At 74.4% G+C, this 21,900-nt stretch carries 13 protein-coding genes; 5 read left to right on the forward strand and 8 right to left on the reverse strand.

The window, feature by feature from the left end:
* Window positions 1–172: 172 nt before the first annotated feature.
* Both rpsO and eccD read right to left on the reverse strand, forming a co-directional pair.
* On the reverse strand, window positions 173–460 hold the full coding sequence (rpsO, locus tag ACODT5_RS14030; RefSeq protein ID WP_267758433.1) for a 30S ribosomal protein S15: 288 nt from the start codon (window positions 458–460) through the stop codon (window positions 173–175).
* 173 nt (window positions 461–633) lie between these two features.
* Window positions 634–2,145, reverse strand: coding sequence for a type VII secretion integral membrane protein EccD (eccD, locus tag ACODT5_RS14035; protein ID WP_422519483.1), 1,512 nt, complete (start codon window positions 2,143–2,145; stop codon window positions 634–636).
* Between the two features lie 238 nt (window positions 2,146–2,383).
* Between eccD and eccCa the strand changes: the two genes are divergently transcribed.
* Window positions 2,384–6,361 (forward strand): type VII secretion protein EccCa, encoded by a 3,978-nt coding sequence (eccCa, locus tag ACODT5_RS14040; protein ID WP_422519484.1) that lies wholly within the window; start codon window positions 2,384–2,386, stop codon window positions 6,359–6,361.
* A 121-nt stretch (window positions 6,362–6,482) separates the two neighbouring features.
* Complete coding sequence (locus tag ACODT5_RS14045) at window positions 6,483–6,728, forward strand: DUF397 domain-containing protein (protein ID WP_243337515.1); 246 nt, start codon at window positions 6,483–6,485, stop codon at window positions 6,726–6,728.
* Window positions 6,729–6,996: 268 nt separating this feature from the next.
* Here ACODT5_RS14045 and ACODT5_RS14050 read toward each other — a convergent pair whose 3' ends face one another.
* The 4 genes from ACODT5_RS14050 to eccB form a co-directional block, all read right to left on the reverse strand.
* Entirely contained in the window at window positions 6,997–7,305 is a 309-nt protein-coding gene (locus ACODT5_RS14050) for a WXG100 family type VII secretion target (protein ID WP_385370522.1), read from the reverse strand.
* A gap of 46 nt (window positions 7,306–7,351) precedes the next feature.
* On the reverse strand, window positions 7,352–7,693 hold the full coding sequence (locus tag ACODT5_RS14055; RefSeq protein ID WP_422519485.1) for a WXG100 family type VII secretion target: 342 nt from the start codon (window positions 7,691–7,693) through the stop codon (window positions 7,352–7,354).
* A 215-nt stretch (window positions 7,694–7,908) separates the two neighbouring features.
* Window positions 7,909–9,198 carry a type VII secretion-associated serine protease mycosin gene (gene mycP, locus ACODT5_RS14060; protein ID WP_422519486.1) on the reverse strand — a complete coding sequence of 430 codons (1,290 nt, stop codon included), beginning with the start codon at window positions 9,196–9,198 and terminating at the stop codon, window positions 7,909–7,911.
* Window positions 9,198–10,805 (reverse strand): type VII secretion protein EccB, encoded by a 1,608-nt coding sequence (eccB, locus tag ACODT5_RS14065; RefSeq protein ID WP_422519487.1) that lies wholly within the window; start codon window positions 10,803–10,805, stop codon window positions 9,198–9,200. Before eccB ends, mycP begins: the two co-directional genes overlap by 1 nt.
* Before the next feature lie 260 nt (window positions 10,806–11,065).
* Between eccB and eccE the strand changes: the two genes are divergently transcribed.
* The 3 genes from eccE to ACODT5_RS14080 all read left to right on the forward strand — a co-directional run bounded on the left by eccE (window position 11,066) and on the right by ACODT5_RS14080 (window position 16,741).
* Window positions 11,066–12,349, forward strand: a complete 1,284-nt coding sequence (eccE, locus tag ACODT5_RS14070) for a type VII secretion protein EccE (RefSeq protein WP_422519488.1) — start codon at window positions 11,066–11,068, stop codon at window positions 12,347–12,349.
* Complete coding sequence (locus tag ACODT5_RS14075; RefSeq protein WP_422519489.1) at window positions 12,346–13,092, forward strand: hypothetical protein; 747 nt, start codon at window positions 12,346–12,348, stop codon at window positions 13,090–13,092. The genes eccE and ACODT5_RS14075 overlap by 4 nt, the downstream gene beginning before the upstream one ends.
* Window positions 13,093–14,092: 1,000 nt before the next feature.
* Window positions 14,093–16,741: an SCO5717 family growth-regulating ATPase gene (locus tag ACODT5_RS14080; RefSeq protein ID WP_422519490.1), complete on the forward strand. Its 2,649-nt coding sequence runs from the start codon at window positions 14,093–14,095 to the stop codon at window positions 16,739–16,741.
* A 125-nt stretch (window positions 16,742–16,866) separates the two neighbouring features.
* On the opposite strand, the gene ACODT5_RS14085 is transcribed toward ACODT5_RS14080, so the two are convergent.
* Together ACODT5_RS14085 and ACODT5_RS14090 are read right to left on the reverse strand one after the other, a co-directional pair.
* Window positions 16,867–17,823, reverse strand: coding sequence for a bifunctional riboflavin kinase/FAD synthetase (locus ACODT5_RS14085; protein WP_422519491.1), 957 nt, complete (start codon window positions 17,821–17,823; stop codon window positions 16,867–16,869).
* A gap of 56 nt (window positions 17,824–17,879) precedes the next feature.
* Window positions 17,880–21,653 carry a trypsin-like peptidase domain-containing protein gene (locus tag ACODT5_RS14090; RefSeq protein WP_422519492.1) on the reverse strand — a complete coding sequence of 1,258 codons (3,774 nt, stop codon included), beginning with the start codon at window positions 21,651–21,653 and terminating at the stop codon, window positions 17,880–17,882.
* Window positions 21,654–21,900: the final 247 nt, after the last annotated feature.

Consider the following 21,900-nt stretch of genomic DNA (forward strand, 5'->3'; position numbering starts at 1 on the left):
CTTTCCGGATGCCACTACCGAGGACCGGCGGCGTGGGAGGGCGCTCCTCCTCTTCAGTTGTGCGCGTCTTACGAAGCGAACGCTTCCAGACTACAAAGCGTCCGGTACGTCGCGCACGTACAGCAAAGGGAGCGGCCCCCTCAATGTGGGAACCGCTCCCTTCACAGCGTCTTTACTTGGCGCCGGCCGCACCGCGGCGGATGCCGAGGCGCTCGACCAGCGTACGGAAGCGCTGGATGTCCTTCTTGGCCAGGTACTGCAGCAGGCGGCGACGCTGGCCGACCAGGATCAGCAGACCACGACGGGAGTGGTGGTCGTGCTTGTGGAGCTTCAGGTGCTCGGTCAGGTCCGAGATGCGGCGGGACAGCATCGCGACCTGGACCTCGGGGGAGCCGGTGTCGCCCTCCTTGGCACCAAACTCTGCGATGAGCTGCTTCTTGACTGCGGCGTCGAGCGGCACGCGTACTCCTTGTAATAGGTCTACATAGCCACCGAGTGCCCCAGGTCGAATTCTCTGGGGATCTTCCGTAACTCGGGAGGCGGGATCCGCTGAGCGCAGCCTCCGGCAAAACTCCGGGGGCGCGTACACAAACGGCCGTCACACAGCGTACCAGGCTGCCGCAGGCCCTCGTCTCAGCTGGTGAGAGCCCGGGCCTTGGAGTAGACGTCGAGCACGGCCAGGGTCAGCGGGACCAGGCTGAGCAGGACCGCCGCCTCGGTGAGGTCGAGCAGCCGCCCCCAGAAGGGTGACAGACCCTTGCGGGGAATGACCAATGCAATTCCGGCGAGGAGGGCCGCGCCGGCGGCGACGGAGGCGGAGAGCCAGAGCGTACGGATCTCCAGGCCGCTGTGGTCCCCGTACAGGACGAGGTCCTTGAGCAGGGCGGCCGGCGGGTGCATGGCGAGCCCCAGGACGAGCAGGCCGAGGGCGGCGAAGCCGGCCACGAGGGTGCAGGCGACCTGGGAGGTGTAGCGGAAGAGCCGGGCGCGCAGCAGCATGGCGAGCCCGGTGGCCAGGGCCAGGAGCCGGGCCCAGGTGTTGTCCGAGAAGCCGAGGACGGCGGCGGAGCCGACGGCGACGGCCGCGCAGCCGCCGACGAGGCCGAGGAGCATCTCGTGGCCGCGGCGGGCCTGGGCGGCGATGGCCTCGGCGTCGAGCGGGGCTCCGGAGTCGTGTCCCTCGGCGGGGCGGTCGCCGTGCTCGTTGTACGGGTCGCTCTCGTAGCGGTCCGGGCTCTCGTACTCGGCGGTGGCGCTCTGCGGGGCGGCGTAGCCGATGGGGAGCCGGGCGAAGCGGGCGGAGAGGCCGGGCAGGAAGGCGACGAGGCCGATGGCGGCGGGGGCGCAGACGGCCGCCGCGGAGGTCGCGCCGGCGTCGGCGGTGATGGCGGCGAAGGTGGCCAGGGTCCCGGTGGCGGCGAGGAAGGTGGTCGCGACGAAGGGGGCGTCGCCGTCCGGGGTGAGGGCGACGAGGGCGACGGAGGCGACGAGCACGCAGACGCAGCCGAGGAGGAACTGGAGCCGGCCGGGGCCCTCGCCCGTGGCGGGGGCGATGATGCCGGAGCCGGCGATCAGCAGGTGCGGTACGGCGGCGAGGCCGAGGGCGACGGCGGAGCCGCGGTCGCGGTAGACCCGGGCGCGGACGCCCGCGGCGGCGGTGAGGAGCAGGCCGACGGAGCCGGCGATGATGCCGGGCAGTCCGTGCATGTCGTGCAGGACGGGGTCGGCGTACCAGAGGACGAAGCCGAGCAGGACGAAGAGGACGGCGGCGCCGGTCAGGCCCGCTCCGCGCAGCATGTCGTCGCTCCAGCGGTGGCGGTCGCGCACCACGGCGGCGGCGACGGCGTCGGAGACGTCGTCGAAGACGGCGGGCGGCAGGGACTCCGCGAAGGGGCGCAGGCTCAGTACTTCGCCGTCGAGGACCTGCTGGGCCGCGAGGGTGCGGGCGCCGTCGAGGACGGTGCCGGAGCGCAGGACCAGGTGGAAGCCGGTGGGTGCGCCGACGGGCTGGGTCTGGCCGGTGAGGCGCAGCAGCTCGGGGTAGATGTCGGCGACGGCGATGTCCTCGGGGAGGGCGACGTCTATGCGGCTGTCGGGAGCCACGACCGTGACCCTGCGGAAGCCGGTCGCCTCGGCGGTGTTCACCTGATGCCCCCCGGTGGGTGTGTGCGCTGGTGTGCGTATGGGTGCGCCGGCGGCGGTGGTCCGCCTGCCGGTGCGCAGCCGATTCGCGGATGCGCATGCCGCGCGCGCCACCCTACCGGGAGTGCCGATGACAGTCGGCAAGTAGGATCACCTCTCTGCGGAGGAGACCCCCTTCGCGCCCGGGACTTGAGGGCGCCGGTTGCGACGTCCCGTCTGTTTTCGAGGGATTGATGCTCCGGTGAGCCAGATCGTCGTCAAACGTCCGCCCCGGTCGCTGCCGCCCGAAGTGCCTTCGGACGAACTGCGCCTGGAGGCACCGCCGGAACTCCCCCGGGGGCAGCAGGAGGGCGTGCTGATGCAGCTCCTCCCGATGCTCGGGATGGGCTCGTCCGCCGTCTTCTTCTTCATGCCGGGTGCCGCGCCGTTCATGCGCATCATGGGCGTGCTGATGATGGTGTCGACGGTGGGCATGCTGGTGGCCCAGTTGATGCGGCACCGGCGCGGTACGCAGGGGCAAATGGCCGATATCCGGCGGGACTACCTCAAGTACCTGGCTCAAACCCGCCGTCAGGTACGCAGGACCGCGCGGGCCCAGCGTGACGCGCAGCTGTATCTGCACCCGGCTCCGGAGCAGTTGTGGTCGGTGGTGGCCGAGGGCTCGCGCCTGTGGGAGCGGCGGGTCGGCGACGCGGACTTCGGGCAGGCCCGGCTGGGGCTGGGCGCGCAGCGTCTGGCGACCCCGCTGGTGGCTCCGGACACCGCTCCGGTGGACGAGCTGGAGCCGCTGGCGGCCGGCGCCATGCAGCGGTTCCTGCGGGTGCATTCCTCGCTGGACGGGCTGCCGATGGCGGTGTCGTTGCGGGCGTTCTACCACGTGACGGTCTCCGGCGAGCCGGAGTCGGCGCGGGGCACCGCGCGGGCTCTGGTGGCGCAACTGGCGACGCTGCACTCCCCCGAGGACCTGATGGTGGCCGTGGTGGCGGCGCCGGGCGCGGTGGCGGAGTGGGACTGGGTGAAGTGGCTGCCGCACACCCAGGTTCCGGGTCAGATCGACGGGGCCGGCACGAAGCGGCTGTTCGGCGACGACCTCGCCGAGCTGGAAGGGCTGCTCGGTTCCCGGCTGGAGGGGCGGCCCCGGTTCAGCCGGGAGGGCTCCCCGGTGCTGGACCAGCCGCACGTGGTCCTCGTACTGGACTCGGGTTCCCGCGGCGGTCTGGTGCCGCCGGACTCGGTGTTCGCCGCGGCCGAGGGTCTGCAGGGGGTCACCGTCGTCGAGGTGGTGGCGGGCGAGCTGGACGAGGCGCGCGGCGGGCTGTCGGTCGTGGTGCGGCCGGGCCGGCTGCGGCTGGAGTCGGGTGCGGGCATCGCCTACGAGGGTCTGCCGGACGTCCTGTCGCTGCCGGCGGCCGAGGCGCTGGCCCGGCAGCTGGCGCCGCTGCGCACGGGCGGCGGGGACGAGGACGAGCCGCTGCTGGCCAATCTGGACTTCACCGACCTGCTGAACCTGGGCGACGCGGCCGCCGTGGACGTGGCCCGGACCTGGCGGCCGCGCTCGGCCGGCGAGCGGCTGCGCGTGCCGATCGGGGTGGGCGAGGACGGCTCCCCCGTGATGCTGGACCTGAAGGAGGCCGCGCAGGAGGGCATGGGCCCGCACGGGCTGTGCGTGGGCGCGACCGGTTCGGGCAAGTCGGAGCTGCTGCGCACGCTGGTGCTGGGGCTGGCCGTCACGCACACCTCGGAGACGCTGAACTTCGTACTCGCCGACTTCAAGGGCGGTGCGACCTTCACCGGGATGGGGCAGATGCCGCACGTCGCGGCGGTCATCACCAACCTGGCGGACGACCTCACGCTCGTGGACCGCATGGGCGACTCGATCCGCGGTGAGCTGCAGCGCCGTCAGGAGCTGCTGCGGTCGGCGGGCAATTACGCGAACGTCCACGACTACGAGAAGGCCCGCGCGGCGGGTGCTCCGCTGGAGCCGCTGGCCTCGCTGGTGCTGGTCATCGACGAGTTCTCCGAGCTGCTGACCGCGAAGCCGGACTTCATCGACATGTTCATCCAGATCGGCCGCATCGGCCGGTCGCTGGGCGTGCACCTGCTGCTGGCCTCGCAGCGGCTGGAGGAGGGCAAGCTGCGCGGGCTGGAAACGTACCTGTCGTACCGGATCGGTCTGCGGACCTTCTCGGCGGCGGAGTCGCGCACCGCGATCGGCGTGCCGGACGCCTATCACCTGCCGTCGGTGCCCGGTTCGGGCTACCTGAAGTTCGGTACGGACGAGATGACGCGCTTCAAGGCGGCGTACGTCTCGGGGACCTACCGCTCCGGCGGGCCGGACCTGTCGGTCGGGCTGTTCCCGGTGGAGCGGCGGCCCGTGCTGTTCACGGCGGCGCCGGTGCCGGTGGTGTACGCGGCTCCGGACCCGGCGTACCTGTCGGCGCGGGCGGAGCAGGAGGCGCGGGCGGGGGACGACGCGCTGGCGGACACGGTGCTGGACGTGATCGTGGGACGGCTGGAGGGTCAGGGGGTGCCGGCGCACCAGGTGTGGCTGCCGCCGCTGGACCAGGCTCCGCCGCTGGACCAGCTGCTGCCGGCGCTGGCGCCTTCGGCGGAGCGCGGGCTGCACGCGGAGGGGTACACGCGGCCGGGCGGGCTGGTCGTGCCGCTCGGGCTCATCGACAAGCCGTTCGAGCAGCGGCGCGAGGTGCTGTACCGGGACTTCTCGGGTGCGGCGGGCCACATGATGGTGGTCGGCGGTCCCCAGTCGGGCAAGTCCACGCTGATGCGGACGCTGATCTCCTCCTTCGCGCTGACGCACACCCCGCGCGAGGTGCAGTTCTACGGGCTGGACTTCGGCGGCGGCGGTCTGTCCTCGCTGGCCGAACTGCCGCACGTGGGCGGGATCGCCTCCCGGCTGGACCCGGAGCGGGTGCGGCGCACGGTCGCGGAGGTGGCCGGGGTGCTGCGCCGGCGCGAGGAGTTCTTCCGCGCGAACAACATCGACTCGATCGGCACCTACCGGCGCCGGCGGGCCGCGGGCGAGCTGCCCGGGGAGGCCTGGGGCGACGTGTTCCTGGTCGTCGACGGCTGGGGCGGCTTCCGGGGCGAGTACGAGGCCCTGGAGCAGGTCGTCACGGACATCGCGTCCCGCGGACTGGGATACGGCATCCACGTGGTGATCACGGTCGCCCGGTACATGGAGGTCCGGGCTGCGCTGAAGGACCAGATCCTCAGCCGGCTGGAGCTGCGCCTCGGCGATGTCATGGACTCCGAGTTCGACCGCAAGGTCGCGGCGAACGTCCCGACGGGGATGCCGGGCCGCGGCCAGGTCGCGGAGAAGCTGCACTTCCTGGGCGCGCTGCCGCGGGTCGACGGCTCGCACGCGGCGGACGACCTCTCGGAGGCCACGACCGCCTTCGTGGACGCCGTGAAGCAGAACTGGACGGGCCAGGCGGCCCCCGGCGTACGGCTGCTGCCGCGGCTGCTCCACGCGGACCAGCTCCCCAAGGGCGGGGAGTACCCGGAGCGCGGGATCGCGATCGGCATCGACGAGACCGAGCTGGAGCCGGTGTTCGTCGACTTCGAGACCGACCCCTTCCTGCTGGTGTTCGGCGAGAGCGAGTCGGGCAAGACCAACCTGCTGCGGCTCATCTCGCAGCGGATCGCGGAGCGCTACGGCCCTGACCGGGCACGGCTGGTGGTCGGCGACTACCGGCGCGGCCTGCTCGGCGCACTGCCCGAGGAGCACCTGCTGGAGTACGCGCCGATGGCGAGCTCCCTGCAGATGCACATGGAGGCGCTGGCCGGGGTGTTCGCCCGCCGTCAGCCGCCGCAGGACGTCACTCCGCAGCAGCTGCGCGACCGCAGCTGGTGGACGGGCCCGGACGTGTTCATCATCATCGACGACTTCGACCTGGTGGCCACGAGTCAGGGCAATCCGCTGGCGCAGCTGGTGGAGTTCCTGCCGTTCGCCCGGGACACGGGCGTGCGCTTCATCATCGCGCGCAGCTCGGCGGGTGCCTCACGCTCGCTGTACGAGCCGTTCATGCAGCGGATCAAGGAGCTGGGCGCACAGGGCGTCGTCCTGTCCGGCGACCCGTCCGAGGGCGATCTGGTCGGCAACGCGCGGCCGCGCCCCATGCCCCCGGGCCGGGCCTCCTTCGTCTCGCGCAAGCGCGGGACCTCGCTGATCCAGATCGGGCGGATGCCGGGGCTGTAGGGCGGGACGCCGACGGGCGCGCGGAGGCCGGGGATCCGGGAGGGTTCCGGAAAGCCTCCCGCGCCCGGCCGGCCGGCATCGATAATCGGCAGGGACCGCACCACCGAGGGAGAGGCCGCGCATGGGCACTCAGCAGGAGAAGGACGAGCTGTACGGGCTCGACATCAGCGGCGTCGAGTGGGAGGGCCCGCCCGGCACCTCTCCCGACGAGGAGCGGGTCGAGATCGCCCGGCTGCCCGAGGGCGCGGTGGCGATGCGGTCCTCGCTGGACCGGGACACGGTGCTGCGCTACACCGCGGCCGAGTGGGAGGCGTTCGTACTCGGCGCCAGGGACGGGGAGTTCGATCTCGACCGGGGTCCGCGCTAGGGCCTGTCGTCACACTCCCGTCGTCGCCCGAAGGGCGGCCGCGCGGCGTCTGGTGCGTGCTCTCGGCGTGCCGGGCGGAAGCCCCCGTACTGGACGTACGTGGGCTTTCGCCCGGTGCGGCGAGAGCGCGTGCCAGGCGCCGCGCGGCAGGCGTGAGTGTGACGACAGGCCCTAGGGACCGTACGGCCTCCGCGGACAGAGGAAGGGGCGCGCCCGGTGCGGGCGCGCCCCTTCCTCATGTCACGTGCCGCGTGGCACGCCGTCCGGCTCAGTAGGCCTCGGTGAACAGGCGCGAGGCCTTCACGTCGGTGGCGCGGTAGTCGTTCTTGCCGCGCTCGATGAGGTCCGCGACGAGGCGCAGCTGGGCGCGCATGTGGTCGGCCTTGGCGTTGTACTTGCGCTGCAGCTCGACGTACTGGGCGTGCGCCTCGCCGTCCCAGGTGTCGGTGACGACCGTCAGGGCCGCACCCATCTCGTCGAGGTCCTTCTTGATGTTGTCCGAGACGATGCGGATGCGGTCCGCCATCACCTGGACGCTCTCGTACTGGACCTTGGTGTGCCCGTTGTTCGCGGTCATGCTCGTCTCCTTCGCACGGGGCTGTGCAGGTGGGTGGGGAAGCGGGTCAGATCCCGTTCAGGGCCGAGGTGTTGCCCCCGCCGCTGCCGGCCTTGACCGACTGGAACGCCGTGACGACGTCGTCGTCCTGCGCGTTGCTCAGGTTCTTGGTCTGACCGACCGCGTTGTGCAGGACGCCGAGCAGCCGGCGGATCTCGTCGTGGTCCTCGTTGACGACCGTCTGCGCGGAGGTGAACCCCGACGCACCCACACCGGTCCAGCCCGCGCTGACGGTGGCGAGGATGTCCGCCAGCTCCCGGGACTGCCGCGTGACGCTGTCGGCCGTCTCCGAAATCTTGTTCAGTGCCTGCTTTACCGGGTCATCAGCGAGTCCGAAATTGTTGGTCATCCGAAGCTCCTCATCTCTCAATTCGCCAGACAGAACCGGCGGATCGCGCGGCGGAGCGGTGCTACGAGAGGGCGGTTTTCAGCCACGCGCCCCCGGATCCCCCTCCGCTTCACGCACAATCCCCGATCACAGTCGTGAAGCCTCCGAACACTGTAGTCAGTTGATCGGCCCGACCCAACACAGCCCTTTGGGATCTGTTGATGAACCGTGACCGTTCACTGCAAACGGCGCCTTCTGTTCCGGGCATCCCGGACCACCGTCGCGGTCCCGGCGATCACGGCGATGAGCACGCCGCCGATCCCCAGCGCGTACGTGCCGAGCCGCTCGTCGCGTTCGCGCGCCGTCTCGCTCGTGTGCATCACGGCCGCCTCCGGGGCCGCCGCGGGGGGCGGTCCGGGGTCCGCCACCGGAGCCTTGGGGGGCTCGGCGCCCACGGCGGACTGGGTGAGCGCGCGGACCGGGTCGACCACGCCCCAGCCCACGAAGTCGTCGTGGCCCTTCACGGATCGCTCGGCGGTGTTCTGGAGCTGCCAGATCACCTCCTGCGCGGTCCACTCGGGATGTTTGGCGCGCAGCAGGGCGGCGACCCCTGCGACGTAGGGGGCGGAGAAGCTGGTGCCGTTGTCCACGCACTGGCCGAAGCCGGGGACGGTGGAGACCATGTCGACCCCGGGCGCCGCGATGCCTACGAAGGTGCCGGGCTGGGAGAAGGCGGCGCGCTCGTTGTTGCGGTCCGAGGAGCCCACGGCGAGGACGCCGGGAAAGGCCGCCGGGTAGGTGGCGCGCTTCTTCCCGGTCAGGCCGTCGTTGCCCGCCGAGGCGACGACGACCACGTTGGCCTCCACGGCCTTCTCGACGGCCTGGCCGAGCTTGGAGTTCCGGGTCATCGGCGCCTCGGTGTCCTGCGAGATGTTGATGACCTGGGCGCCCTTGGCCACGGCGTGCGTGATGGCCTCGCTCAGGGTCTCGGCGTTGCCGTTGCCCTGCCCGTCGTTCTGCCGGATGGGGATGATCGTGGCCTCGGGGGCGAGCCCGACGAAGCCGGTACCGGCCTTCGGGCGGGCCGCGATCAGCCCGGCGACCTTGGTGCCGTGCCCGACGGTGTCCCCGGTGCCGTCGCCCTTGGCGTCGAGGAAGTCGCGGCCGGCCCCGATGTCGAGGGCGTCGCTGAGCTGCGGGTTGACCCGGTCGACGCCGGTGTCGATGACGGCCACGCGGACGCTCTTGCCGTCCTTGGAGCGGCCCTTGGTATCCGCCCAGAGCTCGTCGAGCAGCAGCCGCTGGAGCGCCCAGGGGCGGTCCTCTATCTGCTTCTTCATCGGGAAGGTGCACTCGCCGGCGCCCGCGAGACCCAGCGCGTATGAGGGCTGGGGGGCCGGGAGCTGCGGGTACGAGGGCTGCGGGTACGAGGGCTGGGCGTACGAGGGCTGCGGCGCGGCCCCCAGCGTGAGGGCGGCGGCCGCGAGCAGGGCGGCGAGGGCGGGCTTGCCCGTTGCGCTCCGCACTACGAACCCTGGGGCTGGCGGGCGGAGTTGCTGTCGAGGCGGGGCCCCTTGGAGAGGAACTCCGACCACGCGATGGGCACCGTCACCGGGACCACCTTCTCGTATCCGAGCCGGGCCTGGGCCTGGCTCGGCGCGGGGCGGCCGTCGGAGGTGACCGGCCCGCTCTGGCCGGTGCTTCCGCCCGGGTCGGTGCTCGCGCTCGCTCCGGGTGAGGGCTGGTCCGCGTCGCTGTCGCCGTTGGCCTGGACGGCGTACCGCAGGCCGGTGTCGGTGACCAGGAAGAGCGCGCCGCCCGCGGTGGTCTGGCGGCCCTGCGTCTGGGTGTAGAGCAGGCCGGTGCCGGGGGTGACGTAGGCGCTCGTGCCGCTCGCGGTGATGTCGACGGGGAATCCGGTGCCGGCCCAGGTGCTCAGGGTCTGGCCGCCCTGGGCGTCGACCGAGCGCAGCACGCTGCAGACGGTGTCGCGGCGGCCGTCCGCACCGGACGTGGAGGCGCCGCCGCGGACCGCGTTGATCCGGTCGGTCTTCTTCTGCGGCCACTTCGTGCCGCCCTTGAAGGGGGTGCGCTCCGGGTTGATGGACTGGAGGTCCACCTCGTGGGCCTTGCCGTGCATGTCGAGCCGGTCGGTCGCGGGCGAGGAGATCATCAGCCAGGCGGTGAAGTCGGACACCTGGACGACCTTGCCGGGCAGCACCACGTAGTGCTGCGTACCGGAACCGGTCACGGCCTTCAGGACCATGCCGACCTTGTCGTCCCTGCTGGCGAGGCCCTTGACCCCGGCGGCCGCCCCGGCCTTGCCGCCCGGCAGCTCGGGGAAGGCCAGGTCGTCGCCGGAGCGCAGGGTGGCCAGCCACTCCTCGGTGACCGGCTGCGGGACGGCGCTGCCGCCGACGAGCGCGTTGGTCATCGTGCGCGCGTCCGCGGTGCCCTCGGGGAACTTGTACTTCGAGCCCGCCGAGTCGACGAGGTAGCGGGCCCTGCCCGGGCCGGTGCTCTGGACGTACAGCGCCTGGGTTTCGGAGAGCCGGCGCCCGTCGTCCATCAGCTTCGCCTCGCGGTCGGCGAGGACGAAGGCGGCCGTCTGCACGCCCTTGCCGTTGCCGCCGGGCTGCTGGCAGACCGCCCAGCGCTTGGCCTTGCCCGCATCCGCCGGTGAGGGCAGCCGGTCGGGGGCGTACGGGATGCCGATGATGGGGCCGCGCGGGATCTTGCCCGCGTCCAGCACCTTGTCCGCGACCTGGACGACCTTGGCCTTGTTCGGGTCGAGCAACAATCGCGCGGAGGCGAGGTTGAGCACCGGGTGCAGACGGGTCTGGTCCTTGCCGTCGACCTTGGTGGTCAGGACGACGTAGCGGGTCGTCGAGTCCTTGCCGACGATGACGTGGTCGCCGGGGGCGTCCCACCCCTTGGGGGCCGTCGGCTTGAACATCCCCCACGCGCCGAAGGCCGCGAGGACGAGCGCCGCGGTGATGACACTGGGCAGGACGGCGCGCAGCGGTCTCGGAGCGCCTTCCTCGGACCCGCTCGCGGAAGGCTGAAGGAACGCGGCCACCGTGCGTCGCTTCGCAAAGGTGTACGCGTTGAGCTCGTCACGTCGTGAGGCCATGGCCGCCTGATTCTCCCCGCACGGCCCGGTCGCCGGGTACGGTCTCCGGGCCTCTGTTGTCCGACCGGCCACCTACTATGCCTCTTGACGGAGGGTGGATGGGGGCCGGGTAGGCTGAGGCAGCCGCTCCACGCCTTCCGGGCCGGGGGAAACAGGGGTGTTGGGGCGGATTGGGGAGATTCCGGGAGCGAGCGGCCGGCTGTCGCGCGTGCTGCCGGGGCTCAGGGGTACGAACCCCGGAAAGATGAGGTGCGCGAGTGATGGCCACTGCCGTGAGGCCGCGGACCGGGGCGCCCGCACCCGAGCGCGCCGGAGTGACGCCGCACCCGAAGTCCGGTCCGGGCCGCTTCGGACCGTTCCGATTGCAACAGCTCGTACTCCTCCAGGTCGCCGCGGCGGCCCTGTTGGCCGCCTGGGTCGTGGAGCCGCTCCTGCTGGCGCCGGCCGGTGCGCTCGCCCTGATCCTCGTCCTGCTCGCGGTCGTACGCAGGCACCGGCGCTCGCTGCCCGAGTGGATCGGCGGCGCGCTGGCACTGCGCGCACGCCGCCGCCGGGCCGCCGCCACCGCGGTACCGGCCGGCACGGAGCCCGGGCTGGCTCCCCTCGTCGAGGCCGATTCGGCGTTGCGAACGCTCACGTTCAGCGAACGGGAGCGGGACCGTGACCGGCGGCCCGTCGGGATGGTCGGCGACGGCACCTTCCTGACCGCGGTGGTCCAGGTCGACATGGACGCCACCGCGCTGCGGCCCGACCGGGCGGCGCGGCCGCTGCCGCTGGCCCTCGTACGGGACGTCCTCGAAGTGGACGGCATCCGGCTGGAGTCGGCGCAGCTCGTGCAGCACACCCAGCCGGCGCCGGCGCCGCACCTGCCGGCCCAGTCGATGGCCGCGCGCAACTACGCCCCGCTCCAGGCCCTGACCGGGAGCCCGGCGGTGCGCCTCACGTGGATCGCGCTCAAGCTGGATCCGGAGCTGTGCCCCGACGCGGTCACCGCGCGCGGGGGCGGGCTGCCGGGGGCGCAGCGGTGTCTGGTGCGGGTCGCGGACCAGTTGGCGAGCAGGCTCGCGGGGGCCGGGTTCCGTGCGACGGTCCTCACGGAGCAGGAGCTGACGGGCGCGCTGGCCACTTCCTCGTGTGCGAACCCGATGGCGATCACCCAGGCGGGGCGGTCGGCGGCCACGGGGCGCCGCACCGAGGAGACTTCACGGACCTGGCGCTGCGACGACCGGCAGCACACCACGTACTGGATCAGCCGCTGGCCCCAGTTGGGCGGGAGCGGGGCCGGACTGCCGCAGTTCGTCGCGCTGTTGACCTCACTGCCGGCGCTGGCGACGAACTTCAGCCTGACGATGACCCCGGCCGCGCGGCACGAGGTGACGCTGACCGGGCACGTACGGGTCACCGGGCGCAGCGACGAGGAACTGGTCACCGCACGGCGCGGACTGGAACAGACGGCTCGGGGAATCAAGGCCGGGCTGGTTCGGCTGGACCGGGAGCAGGTGCCGGGGCTGCTGGCGTCGCTGCCGCTGGGAGGAGCACGATGAGGGGCTCTCGATCGGGATCCGGATCGGGCTCGGGAACGGGCTCGGTGCGGGGCGGCTTCGGGCTGGTCGGACCGCGCCGGGAGCGGCACGTGGTCCAGGCGGCGGAGCTGGACGCGCTCGCACTGCCCGTCGGGGACGACGGAGTCGTCATCGGCGTGGACTCGGCGGGCCGCCCGGCGGTCCTCGGCGTCAACCGGCCGACACCGTACGAGGTCACGCTGATCGGCGGCCTGTGGACGGCGCAGGTCCTGGCCCTGCGAGCGGCCGCCACGGGCGCGCGGGTGACGGTGGAGACCGGGCGCGGCCAGGTGTGGTCCGGCCTGGCGCAGGCCGCGGGCGGCGGCCAGCAGTGCGTCACCCTGCACGACGTGGGCCGGGTGCCTCCGCAGGGCGCGTCGGCGGGCAGTCCGGTGCTGGTGATCCGCGACTGCGGCATGCGACCGCCGCGGGGCCGGGTGGCGGCGGGACCCTGGCAGTCGGTCCTGACCCTGCTCCCGTACCTGAGCCCGGCGGCACCCCGACTGGTGAGCAACGCCTCCCTGATCGGCATCCAGCGCGTCTCCCCGGACGAGGCGGAGCAGCTCGGCCGGCTGATGCGGCTGCCCGCGGCGGCGGTGGAATCGCTGCCGACGCTGGGCGACGGGGTCACGCTGTGGTGCACCGAGCGGGACCGGCAGTTCGTGATGACGCAGCCGACGGACGGGGAGACGGGCCTGCTGGGGCCGGCGCGGCGCATCGACTGAGCGGGGGCCTTGCTTTGCCTTGCCTTGCCCTGGCCGGGCGGCGGGACTCGGGGTGCCGCGAGGTTCAGCCTCACGGGGGACCCCGGGTCGCGGGGTGGACACTCGGGAGGTACCGGTTCGAGGGGCGTGGCTCGGGGGTGCCGGGTGGGCGGGTCTGGGCGTGCGGGGCAGTCGGGGCTTCCGCGGCCGGATGCCCCGGCCTGCTGATGGTCCGGGGGATCGAGCAGGTCACCGGCGGGCAAGCCGAGAACCCCCAGGCCGGGTAACGGCGGTGCGAGAAGCGGAAGTGCGGGGCCCGACGGGACCGGAACCGACAGCCCGAACCGGGCTGGAGGCGTGGGTCCGCGCCCACCGGCGGTTTTGCGGCGGCGGCATCCGGAGCTGACGGGCGGGTAGCCGCCGCACGGAGCCCTGCAGGGCTGTGGCTGCGGAGCCCTGCGGGGCTGTCCCCTACCCGCCCTTCCACCGTTCCCCGGGCTGCGCCCGGACCCCCTGGGGCTCCGCCCCAGACCCCGCGCCTCAAACGCCGGCGAGGCTGGATCTTTCAGCCCGTCCGGCGTTTGAGGACCGGGTCCGGGCAGAGCCCAGGGAACGGTGGAAGGGTGGGTAGGGGACCTCAGCCCCGCAGGGCCGACCCACCCGCGCCATGCGGGCGGCGCACCTGGCACTCGCAGACCGAGCCGAACAGCCCGGGAAGCGCGGACGGTTGGGGCCCCGCAGAGCGGGAACGGGTGGGTTGGGGCGGCCCGTACGCGCCGGCGGCCCTCAACGCGCAGCCCCCGGCCGGCAGGCCCGCCGGACCCGCCTGAGGACGTGGCCGGGGAGGCGGGGATTGGCCGGGGGCCCGGCCGTATGGGCAGGATGGAGGCGCCTCCCGGCCCGTGGTCGACCTCGGGTACGGGCGGACGGGGGCGGATGCCGGCTACGGGACACGATTAGGCTGGGCGCCGGCGTGGCGCGGTGGGACGCCGGACCAGTGTTCGACAGATCAGGAGGACCAGTGAGCGGCGATCGGAACGAGAGGCGCGGCGGGACGTGGGACGTCCCGACGGACGATCAGTCCGACGCGGAGCCCGAGCTGACGGGCGAGTTCACCATCGACTACACCCCGCCGGCCTGGTACACGCAGGGCGCGGCTCCGGCGGCAGCCGCGATCCCGGGCCTGCCCGAGGGCAGTGGCTTCGAGCCCCACCGACCGCCGGCGTCGGACCTGGAGACCCCTCCGACGATGCGCATCGCCCCGCCGGCCCCGCGGGCGGCGTCGAACGCACCGGCCCCGGCGCCGTCCGTGCCGTACGCGGGCACCCCCGACGCACCCACGGCCCTGACCGCGGACTCCGCGGCCGCCCCGCACGTTCCGGCGGCAGGCACCCCCGCCCCGGCGTACCCGTCGGCCCAGGGCACTGCGGCCCCGTCCTCCCCGTCGGCCCCGTCCTCCCCGTCGGCCCCGAGCACCGCCCCGCCTTCGTACCCGTCGGCACCGGAGAGCGCCGCCCCGCTCCCCGCGCCGACCTCGGACGTGGCGCAGCCGTCGCACCCGGCGGCCCCCGACAGCGCCGCCCCGCACACGCCGTTCCCGGGCACCGCCCTGCCGCCCTACCCGTCGGCTCCGGACGGCACCTCCGCTCCCCGGACGTCGGCTCCGGACGCCGCACAGCCGTCGACCCCGTCGGCGCACCAAACCCCCGCTCCCGCCTACAGCCCGGCCCCGGACGCCGCGCAGCCGTCGGTCCCGGACAGCCCCCTCCCGCCCCGCACGCCCGGCCCCGACAGCGGACTGCCGTCGTACGCCGCCCCTGACGCTGCCGCCCCGTCGGCCTCGGCCGGCATCGCGCCGGGCCGCGCCGAAGGTGCCGCCCCGCAGGCCGCCGCAGCCGCCGAGCCGGCGTACGCGACGGGCACGCAGGGCTCCCCCGGCGAGTCGTACGTACCGGTGCCCTCTGGCGCGGAGGCTACGGAAGGTTCCGCACCGGCGGCTCATCCGAGCGGCGCCCTGCCCATCGAGTCCCCGGCCGATCAGGGCCCGTTGAGCGACCCATACGCGTCCGCGCCGACCGGCGCGGAGCACGGCACCCCGCCCACTGCCGTGCGCACGCCCACTCCCCCCGCGGGGACGGCCGTCCCGACGCCGCGCGCGGCGAACACGTTCGAGGGATCCACCGGATCCGGCTCGGCGCCCGGCGCCGAACTCCCGCAGTGGCAATCGGAGTTGTCCGGATCCGCGGATCCCCGGGCCGGGTACGACATCCTGCCGCCCGCGCAGCCCCAGCCCCAGCCCCCGTCCCAGCCCCGGACGCCGGACGCCGGGTACGGATTCCCGCCCGCGCAGCAGGCCCCGCAGCCCCCGCAGCCGGACCCCGGTCACGGGTTCCCCCCGCCCGCACCGCAGCAACAGCAGCAATACGCCGACCCCCGCGGCGGCCAGTGGCAGCAAGGCCCCGCGGGCCCCCACGGGCCTCAGGGACCTCAGGGCCCCCAGGGACACGACCCCCGCTACGGCTCCCCCCAGCCCTCCGGCGGCGCCCCCCTCGGCTACACCGCCGCCGTCGAGCTGTCATCCGACCGCCTGCTCCGCGGCAAGCAGAAGGCGAAGAGCGGCAACAACGCCTCCGGAGGCGGCGGCCTGTTCCGCTTCGGCGGCAAGGCGGCCGAAGCGGAACGGCGCCGCAAGCTGGAGCTGATCCGCACCCCGGTGATGTCCTGCTACCGCATCGCCGTCATCAGCCTCAAGGGCGGCGTCGGCAAGACCACGACCACCACCGCCCTCGGCGCCACCCTCGCCACCGAGCGCCAGGACAAGATCCTGGCCATCGACGCGAACCCCGACGCCGGCACCCTCGGCCGCCGCGTGCGCCGCGAGACCGGGGCCACGATCCGGGACCTGGTCCAGGCGATCCCGTACCTGAACTCGTACATGGACATCCGCCGGTTCACCTCCCAGGCGCCCTCCGGTCTGGAGATCATCGCCAACGACGTGGACCCGGCCGTCTCGACGGCCTTCAACGACGAGGACTACCGCCGCGTCATCGAGACGCTCGGCCGCCAGTACCCGATCATCCTCACCGACTCGGGCACCGGCCTCCTCTACTCCGCCATGCGCGGGGTCCTGGACCTGGCCGATCAGCTGATCATCATCTCGACCCCGTCGGTGGACGGTGCGAGCAGCGCCAGCACCACCCTCGACTGGCTCTCCGCGCACGGCTACGCCGACCTCGTCTCGCGCTCCCTCACCGTCATCTCCGGGGTCCGCGAGACCGCCAAGATGATCAAGGTCGAGGACATCGTGCGGCACTTCGAGACCCGCTGCCGCGGTGTCGTCGTGGTCCCGTTCGACGACCACCTCGCGGCGGGCGCCGAGGTCGACCTCGACATGCTCCGGCCCAAGACGCGCGAGGCCTACTTCAACCTCTCCGCCCTGGTCGCCGAGGACTTCATCCGTGCCCAGCAGCAGGCACCCCAGAACCACTGGGGCCAGCCGCAGCCGCCCCAACAGCCCTACCCGCAGCAGCAGCCGCCGCTGCCTCAGCAGCACCAGCAGCCGCAGGCCCCGTACGGGCAGCAGCCCTACCCCACCCCCGGTCAGCCCTGGCCCCAGCAGCCCGGTCAGCCCCAGCCCGGCGGGCCCCCGCGCGACCCGCGCCTGGGCTGACGGAGCCCGCACGCGCACGAGGGCCCGTACCGCCCCCGGAATCCCCGGGACGGTACGGGCCCTCGCCCGTTGTCCAACCGCTCGTCAGTCCGTAAGCCCGTAAGCCGGCAGGCCCGTGAGCCCGGTCAGCGCTCCGCGTCGTACGCGTCCGTCAGCACCCGCGCGCGCTTCACGTCGTCCGCGATGGCTTCCAGCAGCCCGTCCAGCGACTCGAACTTCGCCATCCCGCGCACGTAGGCGAGGAAGTCGACGGCCACGTGCATGCCGTACAGGTCGAGGCCGACCCGGTCGATCGCGTACGCCTCCACGGTCCGCTCGGTCGCGTCGAACTGCACGTTCGTGCCGACCGAGATCGCCGCCGGCATCCGCTCGCCGTCCGCCGTCAGCCAGCCCGCGTACACCCCGTCGGCCGGGATCGCGGTGTGCGGCTGCGTCTCCACGTTCGCCGTCGGGTAGCCGAGCTCGCGCCCGCGCTGCGCACCGCGCACCACGACGCCCTCGAGCCGGTGCGGGCGCCCGAGGATCTCGGCCGCGCCGTCCATGTCGCCCTGCGCCACGAGCCTGCGCGCCAGCGTGGAGGAGAACGGCACGCCGCCGCCCGCCTCGCCGCGCTCCACCAGGTCCACGACCTCGACCTCGTAGTCGTAGGTCGCGCCGAGCTGCCGCAGGAACTCGACGTTCCCGGCGGCCCTGTGGCCGAAGCGGAAGTTCGGGCCCTCGATGACCGCCAGCGCGTGCAGCTTGTCGACGAGCACCTTCACGATGAAGTCGGCCGGGGACAGCTGCGAGAACTCCGCCGTGAAGGGCAGGATCAGCAGCGCGTCCACGCCCAGCCCCGCCATCAGCTCGGCGCGCCGGTCGTAGGGGGCCAGGATCGGCGGGTGGCTGCCGGGGCGGACGACCTCGCTCGGGTGCGGGCTGAAGGTGACGACGACGGAGGGCACGCCGAGCTCGCGGGCCTTGGCCACGGCGCGACCGATGATCAGCTGATGACCCCGGTGGACGCCGTCGTAGGAGCCGATGGTGACGACGCCGCGTCCCCAGTCCTGGGGGATGTCCTCCAAGCCACGCCAGCGCTGCACTGTGACCGCTCCTCGCCCGAACCCTGTAGGCCCTGTCCTGGTTGCCGATTGCAGGTCTAAGACTGCCATGCCCGTGCCCGCTGCCCATCATCGGCGTCTTGCGGCGGGGACGCGCTGTGAGCGAGGGTCTCCACGGTCCGGCGCGCGCTCGGCCCCAGCAGCGCCGCCGCCTCCTGCGGCGCCCGCTCCAGCCAGGAGGCCACGAGTGCGCCGAAGGCCGGTACGGCCCGCGCCAGCTCGACCGTGCGCCGCTCGAAGACCGCCGGGCCGCCCGGTGCCCGCAGCAGTTGCCGGCCGGTGCGCCGCAGCAGCTCCCGGGTACGGTCCGGCGGCGCGCCGGCGGCCGCCCCCGCCGCCAGGGCGCCGAGGAAGGTGTCGAGCACCGACGGGTCGAGCTCCTCGCGGAGCAGCGCCTCGGCCAGCTCGCCGCGGAGCGTGTACGAGCACTCCGTGCCCGGGGCGGCCAGTACGCCGGCCAGCGCGGCCCGTACCGGGGGCGGACCGGAGCCCAGGAGGTCCCGTACGAGCGGGCGGAGCACGGGGGCGGCGGCCAGCCCCTGTTCGAGCCGCCGGTCCACGAACTCGGCCGCGTGCGCTGCATCCTGCGGGTGCCGCGCCAGGTGGTCCCGTACGAGCTCGGCCGCGCGCCGGGCCAGGCCAGGCGTGGTCAGCGCGGCCAGCGCGCGCACCACCTCCCCGTCGGCCCGCTCCCGCAGGACGGCGAACACCGCGTCCGGGTCGGGCAGCACGGGGAGCGCGCCGACCAGCGCGGTGGCGGGCAGCCGTGCGCTTCGCTCGGGGTCGCGGAAGCAAGCGAGGGCGTCGGGGAGGTAGCGGGCCCGTACCTGGGGGTCGCGGAGCAGGATCCCGAGGGCGCTGCCGTGCAGGGAGGCGTCCGCGGGGCGGGCGAGGAGGGCCTGCGCGGCGTAGCGCAGCAGCTCTCGGTCGGCGGGGGTCCGCACGTGCGGGGCGGTGAGCGGCCCGTACGCGGCGGCCGCGACCCGGCGGCCGGGCCGCTCGTCGTGGGCCCAGCGGTCCACGGCCCGGCTGAGGGCGGAGGGCTCGTCCTCGGCGAGTACGGCGAGCAGCTCGTCGGCGCGGGGGTGCGCGGCGGTGACGAGCGCCTCGGCGAGGTCGTCGACGGCGAGGCCGCGGTGGGTGTGCAGCAGCGCCTGCGCGGCGGTGGCGACGGTGGCCCCGGGCCGCCCGAGGAGCCGCCGCTCGTCGCGGAACCAGCCGCAGAGAAGCGGCTGCACGAGCTGCGGCGCCCGGACCAGCCGCCGGGCGGCGGCGTCGAGGAGGCGGTGGTCGTGGGGCACCAGCCGCCGCAGCAACTCGAACCGGTCCTCCTCGGCTACCCGCACCCGGGTCCAGAACCACGCCCCGAACTCCCCCTCCTCCCCCTCGTCCTCCCGGCCCTGACCGGGCTCGGGCGGGCCGCCGGTCCCCGTGCCGCCGACGCTGGCGGGGGCACCGGCAGCCGCCTCGGGGCAGAGCCGGCCGGCCTGCCTGCCGGGCCCACCGGCCGCCGGCGCTCCGCCCTGGGCGGGGATCCGCGGGTGCCCAGAGGGACTCACCCACGCGGTGGTGTCCGCCGGGCCCGTGCGCCCCAGGGCGCCGGCGTAGGTAGCGGAACCGGCCGGCGCCGGGGCCGCGGGTGGCGGTGCCGCCGGCGTCGGGGCGGCCGGGGACGGCCCCGGTTCGGGCGCCCCACCCGGCGCGGGCCGGGCCAGGTGCTCGGTCAGGGCGTGCAGGACCGGGAGGAAGGGCGTGGCGTCGGGAACCCCGAGCAGGGTTTCACCGACGAGGCGGGCGGCCCACCAGCGGGTTTCGGGGCCGGTGTCCTCGCCGAGCAGGGCCACGAGCCGTTCCAGTACCGCGGCCCGCTCCCCGGGCGGAAGCAGGCGCAGGGCCTCCAGGACGGGCCCGATGCGGTGGCGGGGCACGTCCCGGCCCAGGGTGTCCAGGGCGGCGGGGAGGTCCAGGTGGGCGGCCTGCACCCAGTCGGCGAACTCCTCGTGGGCGAAGCGGTAGCCCTCCCCGGCGGGCACCAGCAACCCCTCGGCGAGCACCGCGGAGGCCCACCCCGACCGCCAGGGGAACAGTTCCTCGAAGGAGGCCCGGTCCACCTGTCCCCGGCCCGGCCCCAGACACCGCCGGGCCGCTTCGTGCACCCGCCCGGCCACCCGCGCGGCCAGCCGGCCCGCCCCGGGCCCGTGCACCCCGGGCCCGTACACCGCGGCCGTGTCGGGCCCGGCCGTGTCCGGCCCCGCCATGGCCACCACCGCCCTGTCCACCCCGGCCGCGTCCACCCCGCCGGCCCCGCCCGGGTCCGCGGCCCCGCCCGGTCCACGGGGCTGCGGGAGCGCGGCCGACACCCGGACGGCCACGCGCAGGCACAGCAGGTCCAGGTGCGCGGCGAACACCTCGTCGCGCGACGGACGGCCCGCGGTGACCCCGGCCGCGCGGAGTTCCGCGAGCAGCCGCAGCGTGAGCGGGTGCCGGGCGTCCGCTGCGGCGACGGCCCCGGCCGGGATCCCCAGCCGGGCCCGGGCCGCCTCCGCTTCCTCCGGGGTCAGGTCGCCGACCGGGACCGCGGGCGGCAGCCGCCGGGCCGGCCGGGCCGGGGTATGGAGCATCCGCGGTGGGAAGAGCCGCCCGGCCGCCTCCCAGTGCTCGGGGCGGGCCGCCACGACCAGCCGGGCCCCGCTCGCGGCGAGCCAGGCGGCGGTGGCCCCGCTCCACGGCCCGGCCCGCCCCGCGAGCCGCGGCGGCATCTCCTCGGGCCCGTCCAGGACCACGAGCAGCGCCCGCCCGGCCGAAGCCACGAGCGCGGGCAGCGCCGACGCCGGGTGCGGCCCCGGAGCGGCGGCGGGCACCTCCAGGATCCGGGCCGCCTCCGTCAGCGCCCGCGCCACGGCGTCGGCCAGCGAGGTGTCCTCGGCCCGCAGGTCGGCGCCGCGCAGCCAGAGGGTCGGGGCCGGGCGGGGGCCGCGGGCGCGGCGGACCGCCAGGGCGGCGAGGGCGGTGCTGCGGCCGGTGCCGGGTCGGCCGACGAGGGCGAGGACCGGGCGGTCCCCGGCGGTGAAGGCGTCGAGTTCGGCGGCGATCGCCGGGCGGTCCACCGGCTCCGGTCCGCCGGCGGCGGCGAGGGCCGCGCCCCGTGTGGTGCCGGTGAGCTGCAGGGCTCCGGCGAGGTTCAGGTCGGTTCCGTAGCCCGGCACGGTGGCGGCGTTGCGTTCCAGCAGCGCGGCGAGGGGCCCGCCCGGATCGGCGGCGGCCGCGGCCGCGAGGGGCACGGCGAAGCCCCCGGAGCGGTGCTCCGCCTGCAGAGCGGTGCACAGGACCGCGAGCACCGCTCCGGTCGCGGCATCCAGCACCGGGCCCCCGCAGGCTTCCCCGCCGAGCCGCAGCGCGTCGCGCCCGTCGGTCCCGATGGCCAGTTCCAGCGCGGCCGGGAGCTGGTGGAAGCGGTCCGTCGCCGTGTAGGTGGCCTCGGCGGCGCCGAGCACCCGTGCCTGGCGCCAGCCCCGTGCGGACAGCCGTACGTACGTCCCGGGATCGATCACCCCCCGCGGAGCGACCGGCAGCGGCCGTACCCCGAGCCCGTCACTGCGTACGAGCGCCAGCCCCAGCTCCGGCAGGGCGGTCACGTCCGAGGCACCCGCCAGCCAGGTCCGCTCCCCCGGCGCCGGCCCGTGCAGGGCCACCCGGGCCAGTCCGTCCACGGCCTCGTGGCTGGTGAGCACCGTCCCGCGGTCGTCCGCGACGAACCCGCTCCCCCGCGGCCGCCCGGCGAGATCGCAGATCCTGATCAGTTCCGCCGTCACCGCACCACTCCCCGCCGCGCGTGCCCCGTAGGCACGACCGTAGGCAGGTGAAGATCAGCGGGAACAGCACGCGTGGCGAAAGCGCCCCCTTACGCTCCCTCCATTCACTCCGAGCGCCTGCTCGGACGGGTGAATAAGGGGGTCCGGATGGATAGAGAGCTACCCGAGGGGGGTCGTGGAGCGGTGAGCAGCAGTCCGTGTGCGCTCACCGCTCCACGTCGAACGAAAACCGGCCGGCCCGAAGGCC

Source organism: Streptomyces tatrensis (assembly GCF_049310065.1).
In the GTDB taxonomy this organism is placed as follows: domain Bacteria; phylum Actinomycetota; class Actinomycetes; order Streptomycetales; family Streptomycetaceae; genus Streptomyces.